The following is a 23,429-nucleotide window of genomic DNA, read 5'->3' on the forward strand; positions in this document are numbered from 1 at the left end:
CTTCGCGCATTCCTTTGCGTATTACTCGTTGCGATCGCTCGGGGGACCGGCTCGCCTGTGCGGCGAAACGCTCACACGCCGAAAATGTCGATCCTGTCGCCGTCGCGCAGGCTCACGATCGCCCGCTTGGTGTCGGGGCGCTTGCCGTACCCGAAGCGGGTCCGCTTCCGCTTGCCCGGACGGTTGATCGTGTTCACGCTGGTGACCTTCACCTCGAAGATCTTCTCCACAGCGATCTTGATCTGCGTCTTGTTGGCCGTGGGCTGGACCAGGAACGTGTACTTGTTCTGGTCCATGAGCCCGTAGCTCTTCTCGGAGATCACCGGCTCGACGATGATGTCCCGAGGGTCGGGGATCCTCACTGGTCCTCCTCCTGCGACTCGCGCACCGCCTTGGCGGTGCCCTGAGCGTGGGCCAGGAACTCCTCGTAGCCCTGCTCGGTGAAGACCACGTCGTCGCAGTAGAGGACGTCGCGGGTGTTCACCTGGTCGGCGTTGAGGATGTGCACCTCGGGCACGTTGCGCAGGGCGAGCCGGTTGCGCTCGTCCGCGCGCTCCAGCACGACCAGCACCTTGGCGGAGGCCGTGACCTGGCGCAGCGCTTTCAGCGCGGTCTGGGTGCGCTTGGTGGCGACGTCCTCACCCACGAACTCGCTGAGGATGTGCACGCGGTCGTGGCGGGCGCGGTCGGAGAGCGCGCCGCGCAGCGCCGCGGCCTTCATCTTCTTGGGAGTCCGCTGCGTGTAGTCGCGCGGCTGGGGTCCGTGGACCGTGCCGCCGCCCACGAACTGCGGAGCGCGGGTCGAGCCCTGGCGGGCGCGGCCGGTGCCCTTCTGGCGGTAGGGCTTCTTGCCCCCGCCGCGGACCATGCCGCGGGTCTTGGTCGCGTGCGTGCCCTGGCGGCCGGCGGCCTCCTGGCTCAGCACGACCTGGTGCATCAGCGGGATGTTCGCCTTCTGGTCGAAGATCGCCTCGGGCAGCTCGACGCTGCGGCCGGCCTTGCCCTGGGCGTCCTTCACCTTGATGGTCGAAGCCATGGCTTAGTTACCCCCCTTCACGGCGGTGCGGACGAGCACCAGTCCGCCGTTCGGACCGGGAACCGAGCCCTTGACCATGATCAGACCCTTCTCCGCGTCCACCGAGTGGACGGAGAGGTTCTGGATGGTCTTGCGCACGTTGCCCATCCGCCCGGCCATCCGGGTGCCCTTGAACACGCGCCCGGGCGTGGCGCAGCCGCCGATAGCGCCGGGCGAGCGGTGCTTGCGCTGGGTGCCGTGGGTGGCGCTCAGGCCGCGGAAGCCGTGGCGCTTCATCCCGCCGGCGAAGCCCTTGCCCTTGCTCTTGCCGGTGATGTCGACGAACCCGCCGACCTCGAAGGCGTCGGCGGTGAGCTCCTGGCCGAGCTCGTACTCGGCGGCGTCGGCGGTACGAACCTCGACGTAGTGGCGGCGCGGGGTCAGATCGTGCTTGCGCAGGTAGTCGCCGAGCGGCTTGTTCACCTTGCGCGGGTTGATCTTCCCGTAGCCGATCTGGATGGCGGAGTAGCCATCGGTCTCCGGAGTACGGACGCGCGTCACGACGCACGGACCGGCCTTCAGAACCGTCACGGGCACGATCCTGCCCGCGTCGTCGAAGACCTGGGTCATGCCGAGCTTCTCGCCCAGTACTCCCGTGATCTGCTTGGTGGCCATGTCAGTGCGTCCTTTAAAGCTTGATCTCGATGTCGACGCCGGCCGGGAGGTCGAGCCGCATGAGCGAGTCGACGGTCTTCGGCGTCGGGTCGATGATGTCGATCAGCCGCTTGTGTGTGCGCATCTCGAAGTGCTCGCGCGAGTCCTTGTACTTGTGCGGCGAGCGGATGACACAGTAAACGTTCTTCTCCGTCGGCAACGGCACCGGGCCAGCGACGCTCGCACCAGTCCGCGTCACGGTCTCGACGATCTTGCGAGCAGAGCTGTCGATGACCTCATGGTCATAGGCTTTGAGCCGAATGCGGATCTTCTGTCCCGCCATGGTGGCCTTTTCGTCCTTCGCTTAGTGTCCGTAGAGGCGCGGCGCCGGCTGCCGCCGGCACGTGCCCCGCAGGGGTTTGCCCTTGGGTGGCTCTATTCACCTGAGAATCTGCAACAGGGCTGTCCCCTGAGGCGCATCACCGCTACAGAGCCCGATGACGTCGGTCAAGTCGGGGGCGGCCGGGGCCGGTCTCACGCGGCCCGGCCGCCCCCGGGGGCGGTGCCGGCGTCGCCGCCGGATCCGCCCCCGCACGTCCGTGCTACTTGATGATCTTGGTCACTCGGCCCGCGCCGACGGTCCGGCCACCCTCGCGGATGGCGAACCGCAGGCCCTCTTCCATCGCGACCGGCTGGATGAGCTGGACGGACATCTCGGTGTTGTCACCGGGCATGACCATGTCCGTGCCCTCCGGCAGCGTGACGACGCCGGTGACGTCGGTCGTGCGGAAGTAGAACTGCGGACGGTAGTTGTTGAAGAAGGGCGTGTGGCGGCCGCCCTCGTCCTTGGACAGGATGACGACCTGCGCCTCGAACTGGGTGTGCGGGGTCGTCGTGCCGGGCTTGATGACGACCTGCCCGCGCTCGACGTCCTCGCGCTTGGTGCCGCGCAGCAGCAGCCCGACGTTGTCGCCCGCCTGGCCCTGGTCGAGCAGCTTGCGGAACATCTCCACACCGGTGACGGTGGTGGTCTGCTTGTCTTCCTTGATGCCGACGATGTCGACGGTCTCGCTGACGTTGATGACACCGCGCTCGACGCGGCCGGTGACGACGGTCCCGCGGCCGGTGATCGAGAAGACGTCCTCGATCGGCATCAGGAACGGCTTGTCGACGTCGCGCTCGGGGTTCGGGATCTTCTCGTCAACGGCCTTCATGAGCTCGAGGACGTTCTGGCTCCACTCGGCGTCGCCCTCCATCGCCTTCAGCGCGGAGACCTTCACGACCGGAACCTCGTCGCCCGGGAACTCGTACTCGTTGAGAAGCTCGCGGACCTCCAGCTCGACCAGGTCGAAGATCTCCTCGTCGTCGACCATGTCGGCCTTGTTCAGCGCGACCACGATGTAGGGTACGCCGACCTGGCGGGCCAGGAGCACGTGCTCCTTGGTCTGGGGCATCGGGCCGTCGGTGGCCGCCACGACCAGGATGGCACCGTCCATCTGCGCCGCACCGGTGATCATGTTCTTCACGTAGTCGGCGTGGCCGGGGCAGTCCACGTGCGCGTAGTGGCGCTGCTCGGTCTCGTACTCGACGTGCGCGACGGAGATGGTGATACCGCGCTCGCGCTCCTCAGGAGCGTTGTCGATGTCCTCGAACGGCGTGAACGGGTTCAGCGCCGGGTAGGCGTCGTGCAGAACCTTGGTGATGGCGGCGGTAAGCGTGGTCTTACCGTGGTCGATGTGACCGATGGTGCCGATGTTGACGTGCGGCTTGCTCCGCTCGAACTTGGCCTTCGCCACTGGATTTCTCCTAGACGTACAGGGTTGCTAGCTGGACTGGATACGTATCGCGGTTACTCGCCGCGCGCCTTCGCCACAATCTCTTCTGCGACGCTGGACGGGACCTCCGCGTAGGAGTCGAACACCATCGTGTACGTGGCTCGACCCTGCGTACGGCTGCGCAGGTCACCCACGTAGCCGAACATCTCCGAGAGGGGCACCTGGGCCTTGACCACACGGGTGCCCGAGCGCTCCTCCATCGACTGGATCTGACCGCGCCGACTGTTCAGGTCGCCGATCACGTCGCCCATGTAGTCGTCGGGCGTCGTGACCTCCACCGCCATGACGGGCTCGAGCAGAACCGGCTTGGCCTTGCGCGCCGCTTCCTTGAACGCCATGGAGCCTGCGACCTTGAAGGCGAGCTCGGAGGAGTCGACGTCGTGGTACGCGCCGTCCTGCAGCGTCACCTTGATCCCCACGAGGGGGTATCCGGCGAGAATGCCGAACTCGGCAGTCTCCTGGCAGCCCGCGTCCACCGAGGGGATGTACTCCCGGGGGATGCGGCCGCCCGTGATGTTGTTGACGAACTCGTAGCCCGCACTGTCGCCGCCGTCCTCGGACAGCAGCGGCTCCAGGTCGATCACCACGCGGCCGAACTGGCCCTGGCCACCCGTCTGCTTCTTGTGGGTGTAGTCGACCTTCTCGACCTTCTTGCGAATGGTCTCGCGGTAGGCCACCTGCGGACGGCCGATGTTCGCCTCGACCTTGAACTCGTCGCGCATGCGGTGCACGAACACCTCGAGGTGCAGTTCCCCCATGCCCGAGATGACCGTCTGGCCGGTCTCGTCGTCGGTGGACACCCGGAAGGAGGGGTCCTCGTCGACGAGTCGCTGGATGGCCACACCCAGCTTCTCCTGGTCGCTCTTGCTCTTGGGCTCGATGGCGACCTCAATGACCGGCGCCGGGAAGGTCATCGACTCCAGCACGATCGGCTTTGCGGAGTCGCACAGCGTCTCGCCCGTGGTGGTGTCCTTCAGACCCATCACCGCGACGATGTCGCCGGCGCCCACGCGCTGAATCTCCTCGCGCTTGTTGGAGTGCATCCGGTAGATCTTGCCGATGCGCTCCTTGCGCCCCTTCACGCTGTTCAGGACCTGCGTGCCGGTGTCCAGCACACCCGAGTAGACCCGGATGTAGGTGAGCTTGCCCAGGTGGGGGTCGCTCATGATCTTGAAGACCAGAGCCGAGAAGGGCTCCTCCTCGGACGGACGCCGGGAGAGCGACGCCTCCTCGGACTCGTCCTTGGGGTCGTGGCCCTCGATGGCCTCGACGTCCAGCGGTGCGGGGAGGTAGTCGACCACTGCGTCGAGCAGCGGCTGCACACCCTTGTTCTTGAACGCGGTGCCGCACAGCACGGGGATGGCGGTGCCGGCGATCGTCGCGCGCCGGATGGCCGGCTTGACCTGCTCGATCGTGGGCTCGACGCCCTCCAGGTAAAGCTCCATGATCTCGTCGTCGGCCTCGGCCAGCGTCTCGATCATCTTGTCGTGGGCCTCACGGGCGGCCTCGGCGTGGCTGTCGGGGATGTCGACGGTGTCGTACATCTCCCCCAGCTTCGTCTCCTCGCTCCAGACCAGCGCCTTCATATACACAAGGTCGATGACGCCCTTGAAGTCCGACTCGGCGCCGATCGGCAGCTGCACCGGCAGCGGGTTGGTGCTGAGGCGGTCGGAGAACATGTCGACACAGCGCTGGAACTCCGCACCGATCTTGTCCATCTTGTTGATGAAGCAGATCCGCGGAACGCCGTAGCGGTCGGCCTGGCGCCAGACCTGCTCCGACTGCGGCTCGACACCCTCCTTGGCGTCGAACACGGCGACGGCGCCGTCGAGCACACGCAGCGAACGCTCGACCTCGACCGTGAAGTCGACGTGGCCGGGCGTGTCGATGATGTTGATCGTGTGGTCGTCCCAGTGGGTGGTCGTAGCCGCGGACGTGATCGTGATACCCCGCTGCTGCTCCTCCTTCATCCAGTCCATGGTGGCCGCGCCGTCATGGACCTCACCCAGCTTGTAGTTCACGCCGGTGTAGAAGAGGATGCGCTCGGTGGTCGTGGTCTTACCCGCGTCGATGTGCGCCATGATCCCGATGTTGCGGACCTTGGCAAGGTCAAGAGCAGTGGTAGCCATGAGGGCTCGTCTTCTCTCGGTCTCGTATCGATAAAGCCGCGGGGATTACCAGCGGTAGTGGGCGAAGGCCTTGTTCGACTCCGCCATCTTGTGGGTGTCCTCGCGGCGCTTGACGCTGGCGCCCAGTCCGTTGCTGGCATCGACCAGCTCGTTCAACAGCCGCTCGGTCATGGTCTTCTCGCGACGCTTGCGCGAGTAGGTGACCAGCCAGCGGAGAGCGAGGGTCGTGCTGCGGGACGAGCGGACCTCGACCGGCACCTGGTAGGTGGCGCCGCCGACACGGCGGCTGCGCACCTCGAGGGCGGGCTTCACGTTGTCCAGCGCACGCTTGAGCACCACGAGCGGGTCCTGGCCGGTCTTCTCGCGCGCGCCTTCGAGGGCCTTGTAGACGATCCCCTGAGCGATCGAGCGCTTGCCGTCGAGCAGCACCTTGTTGATCAGCGAGGTGACGAGCGGCGATCCGTAGACCGGGTCGGTGATGAGCTGGCGCTTCGGCGCCGGGCCCTTGCGCGGCATGCTTACTTCTCCTTCTTAGCGCCGTAACGGCTTCGCGCCTGCTTGCGGTTACGCACGCCCTGGGTGTCGAGAGAGCCGCGGACGATCCGGTACCGGACACCCGGCAGGTCCTTCACACGACCGCCGCGCACGAGCACGATGGAGTGCTCCTGGAGGTTGTGTCCGATACCGGGGATGTAGGCCGTGACCTCGATCCCGCTGCTCAACCGCACACGGGCGACCTTGCGCAGGGCGGAGTTCGGCTTCTTCGGCGTAGTGGTGTAGACACGCGTGCACACACCACGACGCTGCGGACTCCCCTTCAGCGCCGGGGTCTTGTTCTTTGCGACCTTGTCCTGTCGGCCCTTGCGGACCAGCTGCTGGATGGTGGGCACCGCGTCTCCGTCTTTCTCGTGACCTACGCCGGTTCTCTTCTTAGCCGATGTGTCCTGTGACCTGCTGGACTTCCCGTCCTCCCCTACCCCCGCACCCGGGCGTGTCGCGCTCTACCCCAAGCATGGCGGAATCCGGATAACGTCCGACCCTGCGGTCGTTTCGCTGGGAGGAGGTGCCACGCGCCGCGCTCTGCACTGTCCGGCGAATGCCGTTCGCAAAGTGCGCACGTGCTGACCCGTCGACTCACGGGCACGAATTTACAGAGTACCGAAGGCTCTGTAGCAGGTCAAAATGACGACCGCCGGCTTCGGCACTCCTGATTCCGCAGCCTCATGCTGTCGTAGGTCTTCCTCTAGTGTACGGGCTCTCGGGAGTGCTCGTGCGGAATGGCCCCCATCAGGTCGGGGTTCTCGCCACTCTCCCTGCTGCGTGCCCGCCGGTGTGCCGCAAGACACGGTGCCCGGTGCGTTCGAGACCGCACCGGGCACCCGCGCCTCCTCCGCGCGCACCCGCCGCGGGTGCGCGCGGAACGGGGTCAGGTCAGGAGAGCACGAACACTCCCGCGTAAACGGTGACCTCCACCAGCAGCAGCCCGATGCCCGCCCAGGCAAGGATCGTGCCCAGCCGGACCAGGTTCAGTCCTTCGAGCTCGCCCTGCGAGCGCCGGATCGCACGCCGTGCCCGCGATCCCATGACCAGGGCCGCGACGGCGGTGAACAGGCCGATCACCGGCACCAGGGAGGCGATGCCCAGCCACAGGGCGGCCGATGCCTCCGGCGCGGTGTCGGGCCAGTGGTCGATGTTGTCCCAGCCGGGGTAGGGATCGCCGGCGGCGCCGCCGAGCGGGCGGTCGAAACCGGGGAACTCCTCCCTCAGGGGGTCGCGGGAGTCGCGGGGCGACCGGCCGCGCCGCTCCTCCTCGCCGTAGGCGCCGGGATCGACGCCGTAGCCCTCGGACGGGGTGCCCTCGTCGCCGCCTGACTCGTGGGGCGCGGCACCGTACCCTTCGCCGCCGGGGCCGTAGCGGCCGTAGCCCTCCGGCGGCGTGCCCTCGTAGCTTGCCGGAGCATGGAGCGCGGCACCGTACCCCTCACCGTAGGAGTCCGCATCCTGCCCGGGTCCGGAACCGTACCGTCCGGCCTCCGCGGCGTACGCGCCGAGATCCATGGCGGCCGTCTCCGGTCCCTCGGCACCCGCGCCGCCCGGCCGTCCGTAGTCGGCGGGCGGTGCGCCCGAGGCGGACCGGCTCTCGTAGGCGGAGCCGTCCCCTCCGGGGAAGGCGTCCCCGCGCGGCGGCTCGCCGCCGCGCCGGTCGGCGTACTCGGGGTAGGACTCGGCGAAGGAGCCGGGACCGTCCTGGCCGCCGGGCCGGTATCCGGCGCCGGACGCCGGGGCGTGGGGGTCGTGCCCGAATCCGGCGTCGGTGCCCGGACCGTACTCCGATGCGGGCGCGCCCGCGGCCTCGCCGCGGCCGTACTCGCCATCGCGCCCGTAGTCGCCGTACCGCCCGTAGTCGCCGTACCGCCCGTAGTCGGCCTCGCGGCCGTAGTCGGCTTCGCGGTTGTACTCGCCGGACCACGCGCCACCGTCGCGCTCGTCGTGCCCCGACCGGCCGTAGCGGTCATAGCGGTCTTCGCCGTAGTCGTCGGCGGCGTCGGCGGGACCGCCGCCGCGCAGGTCCGGCCCCAGCTCATCGCCGGCAGAGACGTCGCCGCCGCGAAGGTCGGGGCCGAGCTCGTCGGCGGAAGCGGGCGCCGCCCCGGTAGGCGGTACGGGCGATCCGCCGTCGGCACCGGTACCGGTGCCCGGGGCGAAGGGCTCCCGGGAGTAGGGGGCGCCGCGAGCCGGATCGCCGCCGCGGGCGCGCGCCTGCTGAGCCGCGATCGCCGATAGCGGGTCGTCGCCGAGGTCGGCGCCCGGCCCCGCTTCGGATGCTGCACCGCCGGTTCCGGACTCCGGCGGGTCGCCGGTGCTGCCTTCATCCCACGACTGCGGGAACCTGGTCGTGTGCTCCGGCGCGCCCTCGCGGCGCCGGCGCTGCGCCTCGTCGACGGCCTGGCGGACCTCCTCCGGAAGCCCGGTGTCGTCACGGCTGAAGGCCCACGTGTTGCCGCTCCCCGTACCGAGGCCGCCGCCGGGCTCGGCGGGGCCGCGGCCGGACTCCGGCCGCCCGGGGTCGGCCCCCGGCCCGAAGCCGGGGTCGGACGGAGCGGGGGTCCGCTCGGAGGGGAAGGCCCCCGGGTCGGACGGAGCGGGGGTCCACTCCGGAGAGGTCGGGCCCGGCTCGTTCCGGGAGGGGTTCGACCAGGAGTATGCCGACCGGGAGGACGGGTCGTCCTCCATCTGGATCCGGTGGGAGTAGGGGCGGGACAGCTCGTCGTCGTAGCCGCCGGCCGGGTCCGGCTCCGCGTCGGACCGCGCCGCGGGATCGCCCCCGGCCGCCCTGCCGCGCGCGGGATCGGGCGGGTCCGGGTTCGCCGCATCCCAGCGCGGCAGCGGCCCGGACTCGGGGTCGAGCCGGTACCCGGCGCCGGAAGCGAAGCGCCGGGGCTCCCCTGCGGCGCCGGGGTCGGCAGGCCCGGCGGGGTCGGCGCCGTAGGAGTAGGAGGAGGAACGCTCGTCCTGATGCGCGTATTCGGTGGCGGTACGCTCCCACCGCGGCTCCTCTGCGCCGGGGCGGAGGTCGCGCCGGTCGCCGTAAGCGGCGAAGTCGCCGTAGGGCGCCTCGCCGTAGCGGGCATCGCCGTGCGGCGGGCCGCCGCCCGCGTCGAGGGCGGGGTCCGCCGGCCAGGGCGTGCCCGCCGACCGGTTGCCGGCGGGCGGCTCGGCTCCCGGCGCGCCGAACCGGTCGGCCGGGCCGAGGAAGTCGTCGGGGGCGCGTCCGGCGGGAGCGGGCCGGTCGGGCTCGCGCTCACCGAACGAGGTGCGTTCCCAGGCACCGGTCGCGCCTGCACCCGAACCCGCCCCGTAGGACCCGCCGGTCGGCCATTGCGGATCCGGACCCGCGGTCTCGGGGGAGCCGTAGCGCCCCGGAGCCTCGGGGGCGGCCGGTCCGCCCGGGTCGCCGAAGGGGGCGTCGGCGGCGGTACCCCCCGGCTGCCACCCGGCACCTTGGCGCTCGCCCCGCGCCACGGACGCGGGGTCGCCGCCGGGGCGCGGAGCGGTGCCGGCACCGCGGAGGTCGGTCGGCTGGGCCTGATCGGCCGCGCTCCCCACATCGCCCGCGGAGAACGGCTCGGTGTCGGGCCCGGAGTCGGCCTCGCCCGATGCGGGGCGGTCGGCGAGTCCGGGGCCGGCCTGCATGCGACCGGAGCCCGGGTAGTACCGGGGCTCGTCGGTGGAGGGGCCGGTGTACTCGGCGCCGGGGGCGCCCGGCCGGTCGCCGTCGGGCGCCGGGCGCGCCGTCGAGCCGAATCCGGGGTATCCCCCAGTGGCTTCGGCGGCGCTCAGCGGCGCGCTCTGGGACCCGGCGTCCGGGACGTCGGGTAGCCGGTACCCGCCGACGGTGCTGCCCTCGCCGGTGCCGCCTGCCCCCGGATCGCCGTAGCCCGGCCGCGACCGGTGCGGCGGCTCTCCCGTGCCACCACTGCCGTGCTCGCCGAAGGAGCGGGGGTCGCGCGGCGCGTTCGCGGCGCTCCCGGGCTCCGAATGTGCCGTGTACGGGCGGCTGAGCGGCGGCGGTTCCTGCCCGGGGGCCGCGCCGCGCGGGTCGTCGCCGGGCAGCCCGAGGTCACCCAGCGCCGAAGGATAGGGCTCGGCCATACCGGGGCGCTCGCCGGCGAGGCCCGGGTAACCCCCGCTGTTGGGGAAGGCCGATCGCGACCGGTCGCCCTCGTGCGGGTGCTGGGCGAACGGGTCCTGCGGGCGCGCCTGCGCGCGTCCGTCCTCGCTGGGCCGGGCCGCCTCGCCCTCCTCGGCGGCGCCGGCTTCCTGATAGGTCTCCTCGTACTGGGACTGCGTCCGGTGCCGGTCACCGCTCGGCCTGAACCACGATTCCTCGGCGTCCCGGCGGGCACCGTGGTCACCGTCGGGCGGTACGTACCGCTGTCCCCCGTTGTCCGTCACTGTCTTCGATCTCCCGACCGCGCCTAAGCGCTGCTCTCCCCATCGACAAGTATGCCGAGCCGCAACGACGAACGGCGGCAGCCCACCCGCTGCACGGGTGGACCACCGCCGACGCTCGTTCTACCAAGCGAATTCGCCGATCGACTCTTCAGGTCACCTGTTGTAGGGCCCGAAGTCGTACTCCTCCAGCGGCACAGCCTCTCCCGAGCCCTGCCCGAAGGTGTACTCGCTGGGCTCCTCGTAGCCCGACACCGAATACATCGACGCCTTCGCCTCCTCGGTCGGCTCGACCCGGACGTTGCGGTACTGCGGCAAGCCGGTACCGGCCGGGATGAGCTTACCGATGATGACGTTCTCCTTGAGGCCCACCAAGGGGTCGCTCTTGCCGTGGATGGCGTTCTCGGTGAGCACCCGGGTGGTCTCCTGGAAGGAGGCCGCCGACAGCCACGACTCCGTGGCCAGCGACGCCTTGGTGATGCCGAGCAGCACCGGACGGCCGGCCGCGGGCTGACCGCCTTCGGCCACGACGCGGCGGTTGATGGACTCGAACTTGGGCCGCTCGACCATCTCGCCGGGCAGCAGCTCGGAGTCGCCGGACTCCAGGATGTTCACCCGCTTGAGCATCTGCCGCACGATGATCTCGATGTGCTTGTCGTGGATCGAGACACCCTGCGACTTGTAGACCTCCTGCACCTCCGACACCAGGTGCTGCTGCACGGCCCGCGGGCCCTGGATGCGCAGCACCTCGTGCGGGTTGATGGCGCCCTGGATGAGCTGCTGGCCGACGGCGACGTGGTCGCCCTCGCCCACCAGCAGCTGGGCGCGCATGGGCACCGGGTAGGAGATCTCGTCGGACCCGTCGTCGGGAACGAGGATGATCTTCCGGCTCTTCTCGGTGTCCTCGATGCGGATGCGGCCTTCGAGCTCGCTGATCGGGGCCACACCCTTGGGGATGCGGGCCTCGAACAGCTCGGTCACACGCGGCAGACCGTGGGTGATGTCCTTGCCGGCCGAGCCGCCCATGTGGAAGGTCCGCATGGTCAGCTGGGTACCGGGCTCACCGATGGACTGCGCCGCGATGATGCCGATGGCCTCGCCGACGTCGACGGGCTTGCCCGTCGCCATCGAGCGGCCGTAGCACGTGCTGCAAACGCCGATCTTGGCCTCGCAGGTCAGCGAGCTGCGCACGCGGACCCGCTCGACGCCGTTGGCGACCAGCTTGTCGATGATCGGCTCGGAGGTGTCGGTTCCGGCCGGCACGACGACCTTGCCGTCGACGACGACGTCCTCGGCGATGGTCCGGCCGAAGCCGGTGTTCTCGACGTTGTGCTTGCGCACCACCGTGCCCGCGGCGTTCTCCTCGCCGACCTCGTGCCACAGCGAGCGGTCGGTCTGGCAGTCGACCTCGCGCACGATGACGTCCTGGGCGACGTCGACCAGGCGCCGGGTCAGGTACCCGGAGTCGGCCGTGCGCAGCGCGGTGTCGGCCAGACCCTTGCGCTGCCCGTGCGTGGAGATGAAGTACTCCAGCACCGACAGGCCCTCGCGATAGGAGGACTTGATCGGACGCGGGATGGTCTCGCCTCGCGTGTTGGACACCAGGCCGCGGATACCCGCGATCTGGCGCACCTGCATCGGGTTGCCTCGGGCCCCGGAGTTCACCATCATCCACACCGGGTTGTCGGCGGGAGCGTTGTCCTCCATGTCCTTGGCGACCTCGTTGGTGGCCTTGGTCCAGATCTCGGTGAGTTCCTGGCGGCGCTCGTCGTCGGTGATGAGACCGCGGTCGAACTCGCGCTGGATCTTGTCTGCCTGGCGCTCGTGGCCCTCCAGGATCTCCGTCTTGCGCGGCGGCGCGAGCACGTCGGAGATACCGATGGTCAGACCCGAGCGGGTGGCCCAGTGGTACCCGGCGTCCTTGAACGCGTCCAGCGTGGACGCGACCTGGACCTTGGGGTAGTTCTCGGCCAGCTCGTTGACCAGGGCGGACACCTGCTTCTTGCCCACCTGGTAGTTCACGAACGGGTAGTCCGAGGGCGTGGTCTCGTTGAAGAGGTAGCGCCCCAGGGTCGTGTCGAGCACGTAGGGCTCGCCCGGCTCGTGGGCCTCGGGCTCGACCCACTCGCGCGGCGGCGGCACATCGCCGTCGACGCGCAGCTTGATCGGCGCCTGAAGGTCGAGCTCGCCCAGGTCGTAGGCCATGATGGCCTCGGCCGGGGTGCGGTACGCCCGGCCGGCTCCCTGCCCGTCCTCCTTGAGGGTGGTCAGGTAGTACAGCCCGATGATCATGTCCTGGGTGGGCATGGTCACCGGCTTGCCGTCGGACGGCTTGAGGATGTTGTTGCTGGCCAGCATGAGCAGCCGCGCCTCGGCCTGGGCCTCGGCGGACAGCGGCAGGTGGACCGCCATCTGGTCGCCGTCGAAGTCGGCGTTGAACGCGGTGCACACCAGCGGGTGGATCTGGATGGCCTTGCCCTCGACCAGCTGCGGCTCGAAGGCCTGGATCCCCAGGCGGTGCAGTGTCGGCGCGCGGTTGAGCAGCACCGGGTGCTCGGTGATGACCTCTTCGAGGACGTCCCAGACCACCGGGCGGGACCGCTCGACCATGCGCTTGGCGCTCTTGATGTTCTGCGCGTGGTTCAGGTCGACCAGGCGCTTCATCACGAACGGCTTGAACAGCTCCAGGGCCATCTGCTTGGGCAGGCCGCACTGGTGCAGCTTGAGCTGCGGCCCGACCACGATGACCGAACGGCCGGAGTAGTCGACGCGCTTGCCCAGCAGGTTCTGCCGGAAGCGGCCCTGCTTGCCCTTGAGCATGTCGGACAGCGACTTCAGCGGACGGTTGCCCGGCCCGGTGACCGGGCGACCGCGGCGGCCGTTGTCGAACAGTGCGTCGACGGCCTCCTGCAGCATCCGCTTCTCGTTGTTGACGATGATCTCGGGCGCGCCGAGGTCCAGCAGCCGCTTGAGGCGGTTGTTGCGGTTGATGACCCGGCGGTACAGGTCGTTCAGGTCCGAGGTCGCGAACCGGCCGCCGTCGAGCTGCACCATGGGGCGCAGGTCCGGCGGGATGACCGGGATGCAGTCCAGCACCATGCCCATGGGGCTGTTGCGGGTGTTGAGGAACGCCGAGACGACCTTGAGGCGCTTGAGGGCACGCGCCTTCTTCTGGCCCTTGCCGCTGCGGATGGTCTCGCGCAGCCGCTCGGCCTCGGCGTCGAGGTCGAAGTTGGCCAGCCGCTCCTGGATCGCCTGAGCGCCCATGCCGCCGCGGAAGTACTTGCCGAAGCGGTCCCGCATCTCGCGGTAGAGCATCTCGTCGCCCTCGAGGTCCTGGACCTTGAGGTTCTTGAAGCGGTTCCACACCTCTTCGAGCCGGTCGATCTCGCGCTGGACCCGGTCGCGGATCTGGCGCATCTCGCGCTCGGCCGACTCGCGGACCTTGCGCCGCGCGTCGCCCTTGGCGCCCTGCTCCTCCAGCTCGGCGAGGTCGTTCTCGAGCTTCTTGTGGCGCTCCTCGACGGCGGAGTCGCGGCGCTGCTCCAGGTGCTGGCGCTCCACCGAGATGCGGGCCTCCAGCGACTGCAGGTCGCGCTCGCGGGCCTCGGTGTCGACCCAGGTCACCATGTAGGCGGCGAAGTAGATGATCTTCTCGAGATCCTTCGGCGCCAGGTCGAGCAGGTAGCCCAGGCGGCTGGGAACGCCCTTGAAGTACCAGATGTGGGTCACCGGGGCTGCAAGCTCGATGTGGCCCATGCGCTCACGCCGGACCTTGGCCCGGGTGACCTCCACGCCGCAGCGCTCGCAGATGATGCCCTTGAACCGGACGCGCTTGTACTTGCCGCAGTAGCATTCCCAGTCGCGGGTCGGGCCGAAGATCTTCTCGCAGAAGAGTCCGTCCTTTTCCGGCTTGAGGGTCCGGTAGTTGATGGTTTCCGGCTTCTTGACCTCGCCGTGCGACCACTGTCGGATCTCGTCGGCGGTGGCGAGGCCAATCCGGAGCTCGTCGAAGAAGTTGACGTCGAGCACTTAATTCGTCCCCTGCTCTTGAAGATCGCGGAAGTTAGACCTCTTCGACACTGCTCGGCTCGCGCCGGCCCAGGTCGATTCCCAGTTCCTCCGCTGCCCGGAAGACGTCCTCATCGGTATCCCGCATCTCGATCGACATACCGTCGCTGGACAGCACCTCCACATTCAGACAGAGCGACTGCATCTCCTTGATGAGCACCTTGAAGGATTCGGGGATGCCCGGTTCGGGGATGTTCTCGCCCTTGACGATCGCCTCGTAGACCTTCACGCGGCCCAGGACGTCGTCGGACTTGATCGTCAGCAGCTCCTGCAGCGCGTAGGCGGCGCCGTAGGCCTCCAGGGCCCAGACCTCCATCTCGCCGAAGCGCTGGCCGCCGAACTGCGCCTTACCGCCCAGCGGCTGCTGGGTGATCATCGAGTACGGCCCGGTGGAGCGTGCGTGGATCTTGTCGTCGACCAGGTGGTGCAGCTTGAGGAAGTAGGTGTAGCCCACCGCGATCGGTTCGGCGAACGGCTCGCCGGTGCGGCCGTCGTACAGCTGCGCCTTGCCGTGCTCGTCGACCAGCCGGACTCCGTCCTCGTTGGGGAGGCTGGAGGCCAGCAGACCGCCGATCTCGTCCTCGCGCAGACCGTCGAAGACCGGGGTGGCCACCTTCGTTCCGGGTGTGATGTCGGCGGCGCCGATCTCGTGCATCGCCTGCTTCCAGGCTTCGTCGTCGCCGTCGACCTTCCATCCGTTCTTCGCCAGCCAGCCCAGGTGGATCTCCAGGACCTGCCCGACGTTCATCCGGCCGGGCACGCCCAGCGGGTTGAGAACGATGTCGACAGGGGTGCCGTCCTCCATGAACGGCATGTCCTCCTGCGGCAGGATCTTGGCGATGACACCCTTGTTGCCGTGGCGGCCGGCGAGCTTGTCGCCGTCGGTGATCTTGCGCTTCTGCGCGACGTAGACGCGCACCAGCTCGTTGACGCCGGGCGGGAGCTCGTCGCCCTCCTCGCGGCTGAAGACGCGCACGCCGATGACCTTGCCGGACTCGCCGTGGGGCACCTTCAGCGAGGTGTCGCGGACCTCGCGCGCCTTCTCGCCGAAGATCGCGCGAAGCAGGCGCTCCTCGGGGGTCAGCTCGGTCTCGCCCTTGGGCGTGACCTTGCCGACGAGGATGTCGCCGTCGATGACCTCGGCGCCGATGCGGATGATCCCGCGGTCATCGAGGTCGGCCAGGACCTCCTCGCTGACATTGGGGATCTCGCGGGTGATCTCCTCGGGGCCCAGCTTGGTGTCGCGGGCGTCGACCTCGTGCTCCTCGATGTGGATCGAGGAGAGCACGTCGTCCTGGACCAGGCGCTGGGAGAGGACGATGGCGTCCTCGTAGTTGTGGCCCTCCCAGGACATGTACGCCACGAGCAGGTTCCGGCCCAGCGACATCTCGCCGTGGTCGGTCGAGGGGCCGTCGGCGAGGACCTGGGTCTCCTCGACCCGCTGGCCCTCGTTGACGATCGGGCGCTGGTTGAAGCACGTGCCCTGGTTGCTGCGGCGGAACTTGCCCAGCCGGTAGGTCTTGCGCGTGCCGTCGTCGGCCATCACGGTGACGTAGTCGGCCGTGATGTCCTCGACGACGCCCGCCTTCTCGGCGAGGACGACCTCGCCGGCGTCGGTGGCGGCCCGGTACTCCATGCCGGTGCCCACGATCGGCGACTCGGCGCGCAGCAGCGGCACCGCCTGGCGCTGCATGTTGGAGCCCATCAGCGCGCGGTTGGCGTCGTCGTGCTCCAGGAAGGGGATCATGGCGGTGGCGACCGACACCATCTGGCGCGGCGACACGTCCATGTACTCGACCTCGTCGACGGTGACGGCCTCGAACTCGCCGCCCTTCCGGCGGACCAGCACGCGGTCGTCGAGGAAGTTGCCCTCGTCGTCCACGGGCGTGTTCGCCTGGGCGATGACGTAGCGGTCCTCCTCGTCGGCGGTGAGGTAGAAGACCTCGTCGGTCAGCTTGTTGTCGACGACCTTGCGATACGGGGTCTCGACGAACCCGAAGGAGTTGACGCGCCCGTAGCCCGCCAGCGAACCCATCAGACCGATGTTGGGACCCTCAGGGGTCTCGATCGGGCACATGCGGCCGTAGTGCGACGGGTGAACGTCGCGCACCTCGAAGCCGGCGCGCTCGCGCGACAGACCGCCCGGGCCCAGCGCGTTGAGCCGCCGCTTGTGGGTCAGCCCCGCCAAGGGGTTGGTCTGGTCCATGAACTGGGACAGCTGGCTGGTGCCGAAGAACTCCTTGATGGAGGCGACGACCGGCCGGATGTTGATCAGGGTCTGCGGCGTGATCGCCTCGACGTCCTGGGTGGTCATCCGCTCGCGGACGACGCGCTCCATGCGGGCCAGCCCCAGGCGGACCTGGTTTTGGATGAGCTCGCCGACGGTGCGCAGGCGGCGGTTGCCGAAGTGGTCGATGTCGTCGGTCTCGATCGGGCGGGCGCCCTGGCTGGTCTCCAGCTCCTCCTCGCCGGCGTGCAGCCGCACGAGGTAGTCGATCGTGGCGACGATGTCGTCTTCGGTCAGCGTGCCCTGCGTGAACTCGGTGTCGAGGCCGAGCTTCTTGTTGATCTTGTACCGGCCGACCTTGGCGAGGTCGTAGCGCTTGGGGTTGAAGTAGAGGTTCTCCAGCAGCGCCTGGGCGGACTCCTTCGTCGGCGGCTCGCCCGGGCGGAGCTTGCGGTAGATGTCCAGGAGCGCGTCGTCGGTACCCGCAGTGGGGTCCTTCTCGAGCGTGTTGCGGATGGACTCGTAGGAGCCGAAGCGCTCCAGGATCTGGTCGGTGGTCCAGCCCAGCGCCTTGAGCAGCACGGTGACGCCCTGCTTGCGCTTGCGGTCGATGCGGACACCCACGAAGTCGCGCTTGTCGACCTCGAACTCCAGCCAGGCGCCCCGCGACGGGATGACCTTGCAGCCGTAGAGGTCCTTGTCGGAGGTCTTGTCGACCTGGCGGTCGAAGTACACGCCGGGCGAACGGACGAGCTGCGACACCACGACGCGCTCGGTGCCGTTGATGATGAACGTGCCCTTCGCGGTCATGAGCGGGAAGTCGCCCATGAAGACCGTCTGGCTCTTGATCTCACCGGTGTCGTTGTTGATGAACTCCGCCGTGACGAACATCGGGGCGGAGTAGGTCATGTCCTTGTCCTTGCACTCCTCTTCGGAGTACTTGGGCGGCTCGAACCGGTGGTCGCGGAACGAAAGCGACATGGTCCCGGAGAAGTCCTCGATGGGACTGATCTCCTCGAAGATCTCTTCGAGACCGGACTGCTCCGGAACGTCCTTGCGGCCGACGTTACGAGCCGCCTCGACTCGGGTACTCCACTTCTCGTTACCGAGCAGCCAGTCGAACGACTCGGTCTGCAGGGCCAGGAGGTTCGGGACTTCGAGTGGCTCCCGAATACGGGCGAAGGAAACGCGGTTCGGACCAAGGTCGTTAGCGGAGGCGTTGCGCGAGGCTGCCAACAGGGGTCCTTCCGAAGGCTTGTGGCGGTTGATGCGCGCGCACGCCGGACGATCCGGAATGTCTGGCCGAGACCCGCCGACGGATATCGGGCGGGAGCTCTTAGTGGAGAACGTACGGTGGGGTCCGGGAACACCGAGGGAGCCTCGGAATCCGGCCGCGGAGCACGGACACCGGCACACGGATCGTCAATGGGCAGCGCAAAAGGGCAGTGTAGCCGAATACTACACCGCTGTCCAACCGCACCCCCCGAAGTCAGTCACGACACCACGCAGCATCGCCCCAACAGGCGGATCCGTCAAGCCCGGGCCGCGCCGTGCGCGCGGTTCGGCGCCCGTGAGAGGCACCACAGGACAGAAGGGGTGTAAGGCGCCGGACATGCGGGAACGTATCCTCTTTCCCAAAGCCGCCCCGCGCCCCTCCGCTCTCGCGCCGGGGCCGCCGCGCGTCGGCGCGCCTACCGCCTGCGACACCCGATCACCCCTTCGCGCCCCTCGCCCGCCCGCGTTGCGGACGCTTGTCGGTCCTGTTCCGGGCATCCTCGAATCCCGGTTTCGGCCATGCTCCCATGCGCCCGGCCGTCCGCGGGCACGGCCAGGGCCGTCCCCGGCCCTTCGCCCCGCCGCACCGGGCGGTTGGGACCGCGGGGCCGGCGGGGCGCGGAGCCCGCGGCCGCTCGCTCCCGACCACGCGACGCCGGACACCCCGGTGGCGGGGCCCGAAACGGCGAAGGGCGGCCGCCCCGCTGGGCGGCCGCCCTGATGCGCAGACCCGTCCGCGCCGCGCGCACGCGGCGGGGCGGTCGCACGCCCGGTCCTACTTGAGCGTGACGGTGGCGCCGGCGCCTTCCAGGGCCTCCTTGGCCTTGTCGGCGTTGTCCTTGCTGACGCCCTCCATCAGCGGCTTCGGGGCGTTGTCGACCAGGTCCTTGGCCTCCTTGAGGCCGAGGCTGGTCAGCCCGCGGACCTCCTTGATGACCTGGATCTTCTTGTCGCCGGCGGACTCGAGGACGACGTCGAACTCCGACTGCTCCTCGACCTCCTCCTCGGGGGCACCGGCACCCGGGGCGGCGACGACGGCGGCGGCCGGAGCGGCGGCCTCGACGTCGAACTTGTCCTCGAACAGCTTGACGAACTCCGACAGCTCCAGGAGGGTCATCTCCTCGAAGGCGCTGAGGAGGTCTTCGTTGCTGAGCTTCGCCATGATTGCGATCTCTCTTTCCTCTACCGACACGCGCCCTGCGGCGCCGTGCCCAGCCTGATACCGGCGCGGGTACGCCGGCGGGGGTCGTCGCTAGCTCTCGGCGCCCTCGTCGGAACGCTTGTCGTGCAGCGCCTTGGCCAGCCGCGCCGTCTTGAGCGGCAGCGCCTGGAACACCGCTGCGGCCTGGCCCTGCTTGGCCTTCAGGGCGCCGGCCATCTTGGAGAGCAGCACCTCGCGGGACTCGAGATCGGCCAGCTTGGTGATCTGCTCGGGGCTCATCGCCTTGCCGTCGATGACACCGCCCTTGATCACCAGCGGCGCGTTCGCCTTCGCGAAGTCACGCAGGCCCTTGGCGGCTTCGACGACGTCCCCGCGGACGAAGGCGATGGCCGAGGGGCCCTCGAACAGGTCCAGGACCTGCTCGTCGAGACCGGCCTCGGTGGCCGCGATCTTGCTCAGCGTGTTCTTGACGATACGGAAACGCGCGTTCTGGCCGAGGCTGCGGCGCAGTCGGGTAACCTGCGCCACGCTGAGCCCCCGGTATTCGGTCAGCACTGCGCCCTGCGAGCTCTCGAATTCCTCTTTGAGCTCGGCGACCGCGGCTGCCTTGTCCGGCCTCGCCATGGGACTCCTTCCAACTGTGAACGCCGGTCCGAAGCAAAGGCCCCAGCAGTGGGAAGGCGAGAGGCGCATGAAAAAAGCCCCGGCGCAGGGGCACGGGGCGCGACGGGGAAAACGCCGTCGCTCTCGGTACACCTGCGCGGGCCGCCCATTTCGCATGGGACCTTAGGCCACCCTCGGGGTGGCGACCGGCGGTCTTCGGCGTCTACCAGTCTAACCGACGCCCGGGAGTGCTTCCGCCGCTCGCGCCCGCACACGAGAACGGCGCCCCGGCTCCTCGCGGGAGCCGGGGCGCCGTCGCGCTGCCGTCACACGGCCGCCGTCAGGCGGCGGCGGGCCGGGTGATGTTGGGGTCGACGGGGATGCCCGGGCCCATGGTGGTGGTCATGGTCGCCTTCTTGAGGTACCGCCCCTTGGCGGCGGAAGGCTTGAGCCGGACCACCTCGTCCAGCGCGGCGCTGTAGTTCTCCACCAGCTGCGCCTCGTCGAAGGAGAGCTTGCCGATGATGAAGTGCAGGTTGCCGTGCCGGTCGACGCGGAACTCGATCTTGCCGCCCTTGATCTCGGTGACGGCCTTGGCGACGTCGGGTGTGACGGTGCCGGTCTTGGGGTTGGGCATCATGCCGCGCGGGCCGAGAACGCGGCCCAGGCGGCCGACCTTGCCCATCAGGTCGGGCGTGGCCACGACGGCGTCGAAGTCGAGGAAGCCCTTCTGGATCTCCTCGACGAGGTCGTCGTCGCCGACGTAGTCGGCGCCGGCCTCGCGAGCCTGCTCGGCGCGGTCACCGGTGGCGAAGACCAGGACCCGAGCGGTCTTGCCGGTGCCGTGCGGCAGGTTCACGGTGCCGCGGACCATCTGGTCGGCCTTGCGCGGGTCGACGCCCAGGCGCAGGGCGACCTCCACGGTGGGGTCGAACTTGACCGCGGCGGTCTGCTTGGCGAGCTTCACGGCCTCCAGCGGGGCGTAGAGCTTGTCGCGGTCGACCAGCTGGCTGGCCTTGCGGTGGTTCTTGCTGCGCTTCACTTCTTCTCCAAATCGAGAGGTGTGGTAGGGGCCAGCGCTGGGCCCTGCCACGAGTTGCCTGTCGGCTCCTGGTCCGGCTGTGCGCTTACTTGATCCGGATGCCCATGGAGCGCGCGGTGCCGGCGACGATCTTGCTCGCGACGTCCAGGTCCTCGGTGTTGAGGTCGGGCAGCTTGGTCTGCGCGATCTCGCGGATCTGGTCCTCGCTCACCGAGCCGGCCGTCTTGCGGCTGGGGTCGTTGCTGCCCTTGTCCAGGCCGGCGGCCTTGAGGATCAGCTTGGGCGCCGGCGGCGTCTTGGTGATGAAGGTGAACGAGCGGTCCTCGTAGATGGTGATCTCTACGGGGATGACGCTCCCGCGCTGGGCTTCCGTGGCAGCGTTGTACTGCTTGCAGAAGTCCATGATGTTGACGCCGTGCGGACCGAGAGCGGTACCGACGGGCGGCGCCGGAGTGGCCTGGCCCGCGGGGAGCTGGACCTTAACCAGCGCGGCGATCTTCTTCTTCGGAGGCATGTCGGGTCCTTTGCCTGATCTGCTGTGTGTCGTGGATCCCGGGCGGTCGGTCCGCAGGCCTGACCGCAGCGCGGAGGCTTCGCGTCCGCGGTGGTGGCCACACCTGCACCGGATCCGCGCTCAGGCGTGGGGCGCCCCAGGCGCACAGGCGCCGAGGGGCGGGACGGGCCCGCCCGTCCAAGGGCGAACCCGTCAAGTCTACGCGCCGCGGGGCACCGGTGGCGCGGCGACCGCTGGGCGGGGACTCCCCGAAGGGGTCCCTAGATCTTGGAGACCTGGTTGAAGCCGAGCTCGACCGGGGTCTCGCGGCCGAAGATCGAGACCAGCACCTTGAGCTTCTGGGTATCGGCGTTGATCTCGCTCACGGTGGCGGGCAGGGTCGCGAACGGCCCCTCCATAACCGTGACGGACTCCCCGACGTCGTAGGCGACGTCGGAGCGCGGCTCGGCCTTCTCCTTCGCCGGCTGCTCCGGCTGCTCCTCGGGCTCGGGCGCGAGGAGGTCGGCGACCTCCTGCAGGCTCAGCGGAGCGGGCTTGTTGGACAGGCCGACGAAGCCGGTGACACCGGGTGTGTTGCGGATGGCCGCCCAGGACTCGTCGGTGAGCTCCAGGCGCACCAGCACGTATCCGGGCAGCACCTTCTCGGTGACCTGCTGCCGCTTGCCGCTCTTGACCTCGGTGACCTCCTGGGTGGGCACCTCGACCTGGAAGATGTACTCCTCCATGTTCAGCGACTGGGTGCGGCTCTCGACGTTGGCCTTGACGCGGTTCTCGTAACCGGCGTAGGTGTGCACCACGTACCAGTCTCCGGGGAGAATCAGCAGCTCCTGCTTGAACTCCTCGACGGGGTCGATACGGGGAGCGGGCTCGTCGGCCTCGGGAGACTCGTCGGCCTCGTCCGCCTCGGGAGACTCGTCGGTCTCATCCGCCTCGGTGGGCGCGTCGGCCTCCGCGGCTTCAGGGGCGTCCTCGGCGCCGGCCGCGTCGCCGCCCTCGGCCTGCTCGGCTCCGGCCTCGTCGTCGGCGCCGCCCTGCTCGGACTCCGCCGCGAACGCGGCCTCGTCGGCGGGGTCGATGTACTCGGCGCGCTGACCGGCCTCTTCCTCCGACGAGCGGTCCCGCTCCTCGATGGGGAGGTCGCCGGGGCTCAGTGGGGACTCGGACACGGCTGCTCTTTCTCTCGTCGGTTGCGCGCTGGACGGCGCGCTTCGATAGCGCCGTCGCCGGTTACTGCCAGCTTAGGGGCTAGTCGGACGCTGCGCGGCCATGCTCTGCCGGCCGCGCGCGCCGTTACTGGCCTGGGGTCCCCGCACCCGCGCCGCCGGCGGCGTCCGGGGTGAACTGGCCGTAGAGCCACGTGACGGCCTCGCCGAACCCGAAGTCGAGCAGCGAGACGTAACCGACCATGATGAGCACGAACACGATGACGACGATCGTGTAGGTGATGAGCTCGCGCCGCGTCGGCCAGCGAACCTTGCGGAGTTCACCGACGACCTGCTTGGTGAAGGTCACCGGACCGGTACGACGCTTCGGCTCCTTCTCCGGCTTGGCGTCCGCGTCAGTCTGTGTCACCTGAGGTCCTTAGGAGTCGACGGTTCGGCTGGACTGTTCCGGCGGAACTGCCTCGATCGAGGACGCCAACCGCGCCGAGCGCGGTGTGTCGTGCCTCGCCCAAGTGTCCTTTGCAGGGCAGGAGGGACTCGAACCCCCAACCGCCGGTTTTGGAGACCGGTGCTCTTCCAATTGAGCCACTGCCCTTCAGCGGATACCGCGGCACCCACGATAACCGTGGTTCGGAGTGCCCGTGCACCGAGTACAGCACTCGGCGCCCGGTGTCCGGACCATCGGTTGCACGAGTGTATGCCCAATCGCGCTGCGGAACCAACCCGAATCCGCTGCGGGGTCCTGGCGGCCGTCCGGGAACCGGCGCTGCGGGAGGTCGGGCCGTC

At 69.1% G+C, this 23,429-nt stretch carries 17 protein-coding genes and 1 tRNA gene; all 18 read right to left on the bottom strand.

Going from position 1 to position 23,429, the window contains the following annotated elements; all coding sequences use genetic code 11:
* Positions 1-71: 71 nt before the first annotated feature.
* A complete protein-coding gene (rplW, locus tag RM446_RS14100) occupies positions 72-362 on the bottom strand; it encodes a 50S ribosomal protein L23 (protein WP_311545732.1) in 291 nt (96 codons plus the stop codon).
* Positions 359-1,036, bottom strand: coding sequence for a 50S ribosomal protein L4 (gene rplD / locus RM446_RS14105; RefSeq protein WP_311545733.1), 678 nt, complete (start codon positions 1,034-1,036; stop codon positions 359-361). The genes rplW and rplD overlap by 4 nt, the downstream gene beginning before the upstream one ends.
* 3 nt (positions 1,037-1,039) lie before the next feature.
* A complete protein-coding gene (gene rplC, locus RM446_RS14110; protein ID WP_311545734.1) occupies positions 1,040-1,690 on the bottom strand; it encodes a 50S ribosomal protein L3 in 651 nt (216 codons plus the stop codon).
* Positions 1,691-1,703: 13 nt separating this feature from the next.
* Positions 1,704-2,012: a 30S ribosomal protein S10 gene (gene rpsJ / locus RM446_RS14115; RefSeq protein ID WP_017621536.1), complete on the bottom strand. Its 309-nt coding sequence runs from the start codon at positions 2,010-2,012 to the stop codon at positions 1,704-1,706.
* Positions 2,013-2,271: 259 nt separating this feature from the next.
* Positions 2,272-3,465 carry an elongation factor Tu gene (gene tuf / locus RM446_RS14120; RefSeq protein ID WP_311545735.1) on the bottom strand — a complete coding sequence of 398 codons (1,194 nt, stop codon included), beginning with the start codon at positions 3,463-3,465 and terminating at the stop codon, positions 2,272-2,274.
* Positions 3,466-3,518: 53 nt separating this feature from the next.
* A complete protein-coding gene (gene fusA, locus RM446_RS14125; protein WP_311545736.1) occupies positions 3,519-5,633 on the bottom strand; it encodes an elongation factor G in 2,115 nt (704 codons plus the stop codon).
* A gap of 45 nt (positions 5,634-5,678) precedes the next feature.
* Complete coding sequence (gene rpsG / locus RM446_RS14130) at positions 5,679-6,149, bottom strand: 30S ribosomal protein S7 (protein WP_311545737.1); 471 nt, start codon at positions 6,147-6,149, stop codon at positions 5,679-5,681.
* 2 nt (positions 6,150-6,151) lie between these two features.
* On the bottom strand, positions 6,152-6,523 hold the full coding sequence (gene rpsL, locus RM446_RS14135) for a 30S ribosomal protein S12 (RefSeq protein WP_040274940.1): 372 nt from the start codon (positions 6,521-6,523) through the stop codon (positions 6,152-6,154).
* 541 nt (positions 6,524-7,064) lie between these two features.
* Positions 7,065-10,589, bottom strand: a complete 3,525-nt coding sequence (locus RM446_RS14140; protein ID WP_311545738.1) for a hypothetical protein — start codon at positions 10,587-10,589, stop codon at positions 7,065-7,067.
* A 153-nt stretch (positions 10,590-10,742) separates the two neighbouring features.
* On the bottom strand, positions 10,743-14,618 hold the full coding sequence (locus tag RM446_RS14145) for a DNA-directed RNA polymerase subunit beta' (RefSeq protein ID WP_311545739.1): 3,876 nt from the start codon (positions 14,616-14,618) through the stop codon (positions 10,743-10,745).
* 34 nt (positions 14,619-14,652) lie between these two features.
* Positions 14,653-18,120 (bottom strand): DNA-directed RNA polymerase subunit beta, encoded by a 3,468-nt coding sequence (gene rpoB, locus RM446_RS14150; protein ID WP_311545740.1) that lies wholly within the window; start codon positions 18,118-18,120, stop codon positions 14,653-14,655.
* Between the two features lie 814 nt (positions 18,121-18,934).
* Entirely contained in the window at positions 18,935-19,321 is a 387-nt protein-coding gene (gene rplL / locus RM446_RS14155; RefSeq protein WP_311545741.1) for a 50S ribosomal protein L7/L12, read from the bottom strand.
* Positions 19,322-19,411: 90 nt separating this feature from the next.
* The gene (gene rplJ / locus RM446_RS14160; protein WP_311545742.1) at positions 19,412-19,945 is read right to left on the bottom strand and encodes a 50S ribosomal protein L10; all 534 of its coding nucleotides are present in this window, start codon (positions 19,943-19,945) and stop codon (positions 19,412-19,414) included.
* Positions 19,946-20,264: 319 nt separating this feature from the next.
* Positions 20,265-20,966 (bottom strand): 50S ribosomal protein L1, encoded by a 702-nt coding sequence (gene rplA, locus RM446_RS14165; protein ID WP_311545743.1) that lies wholly within the window; start codon positions 20,964-20,966, stop codon positions 20,265-20,267.
* An 85-nt stretch (positions 20,967-21,051) separates the two neighbouring features.
* Positions 21,052-21,480, bottom strand: coding sequence for a 50S ribosomal protein L11 (gene rplK, locus RM446_RS14170; protein ID WP_311545744.1), 429 nt, complete (start codon positions 21,478-21,480; stop codon positions 21,052-21,054).
* A 260-nt stretch (positions 21,481-21,740) separates the two neighbouring features.
* Positions 21,741-22,646 (bottom strand): transcription termination/antitermination protein NusG, encoded by a 906-nt coding sequence (gene nusG, locus RM446_RS14175; RefSeq protein WP_311545745.1) that lies wholly within the window; start codon positions 22,644-22,646, stop codon positions 21,741-21,743.
* Between the two features lie 124 nt (positions 22,647-22,770).
* Positions 22,771-23,052: a preprotein translocase subunit SecE gene (gene secE / locus RM446_RS14180; RefSeq protein WP_311545746.1), complete on the bottom strand. Its 282-nt coding sequence runs from the start codon at positions 23,050-23,052 to the stop codon at positions 22,771-22,773.
* Between the two features lie 113 nt (positions 23,053-23,165).
* A tRNA-Trp gene (locus RM446_RS14185) sits at positions 23,166-23,238 on the bottom strand.
* Positions 23,239-23,429 lie beyond the last annotated feature (191 nt).

It is taken from the genome of Streptomonospora wellingtoniae (assembly GCF_031845375.1).
Taxonomy (GTDB): Bacteria; Actinomycetota; Actinomycetes; order Streptosporangiales; family Streptosporangiaceae; genus Streptomonospora; species Streptomonospora wellingtoniae.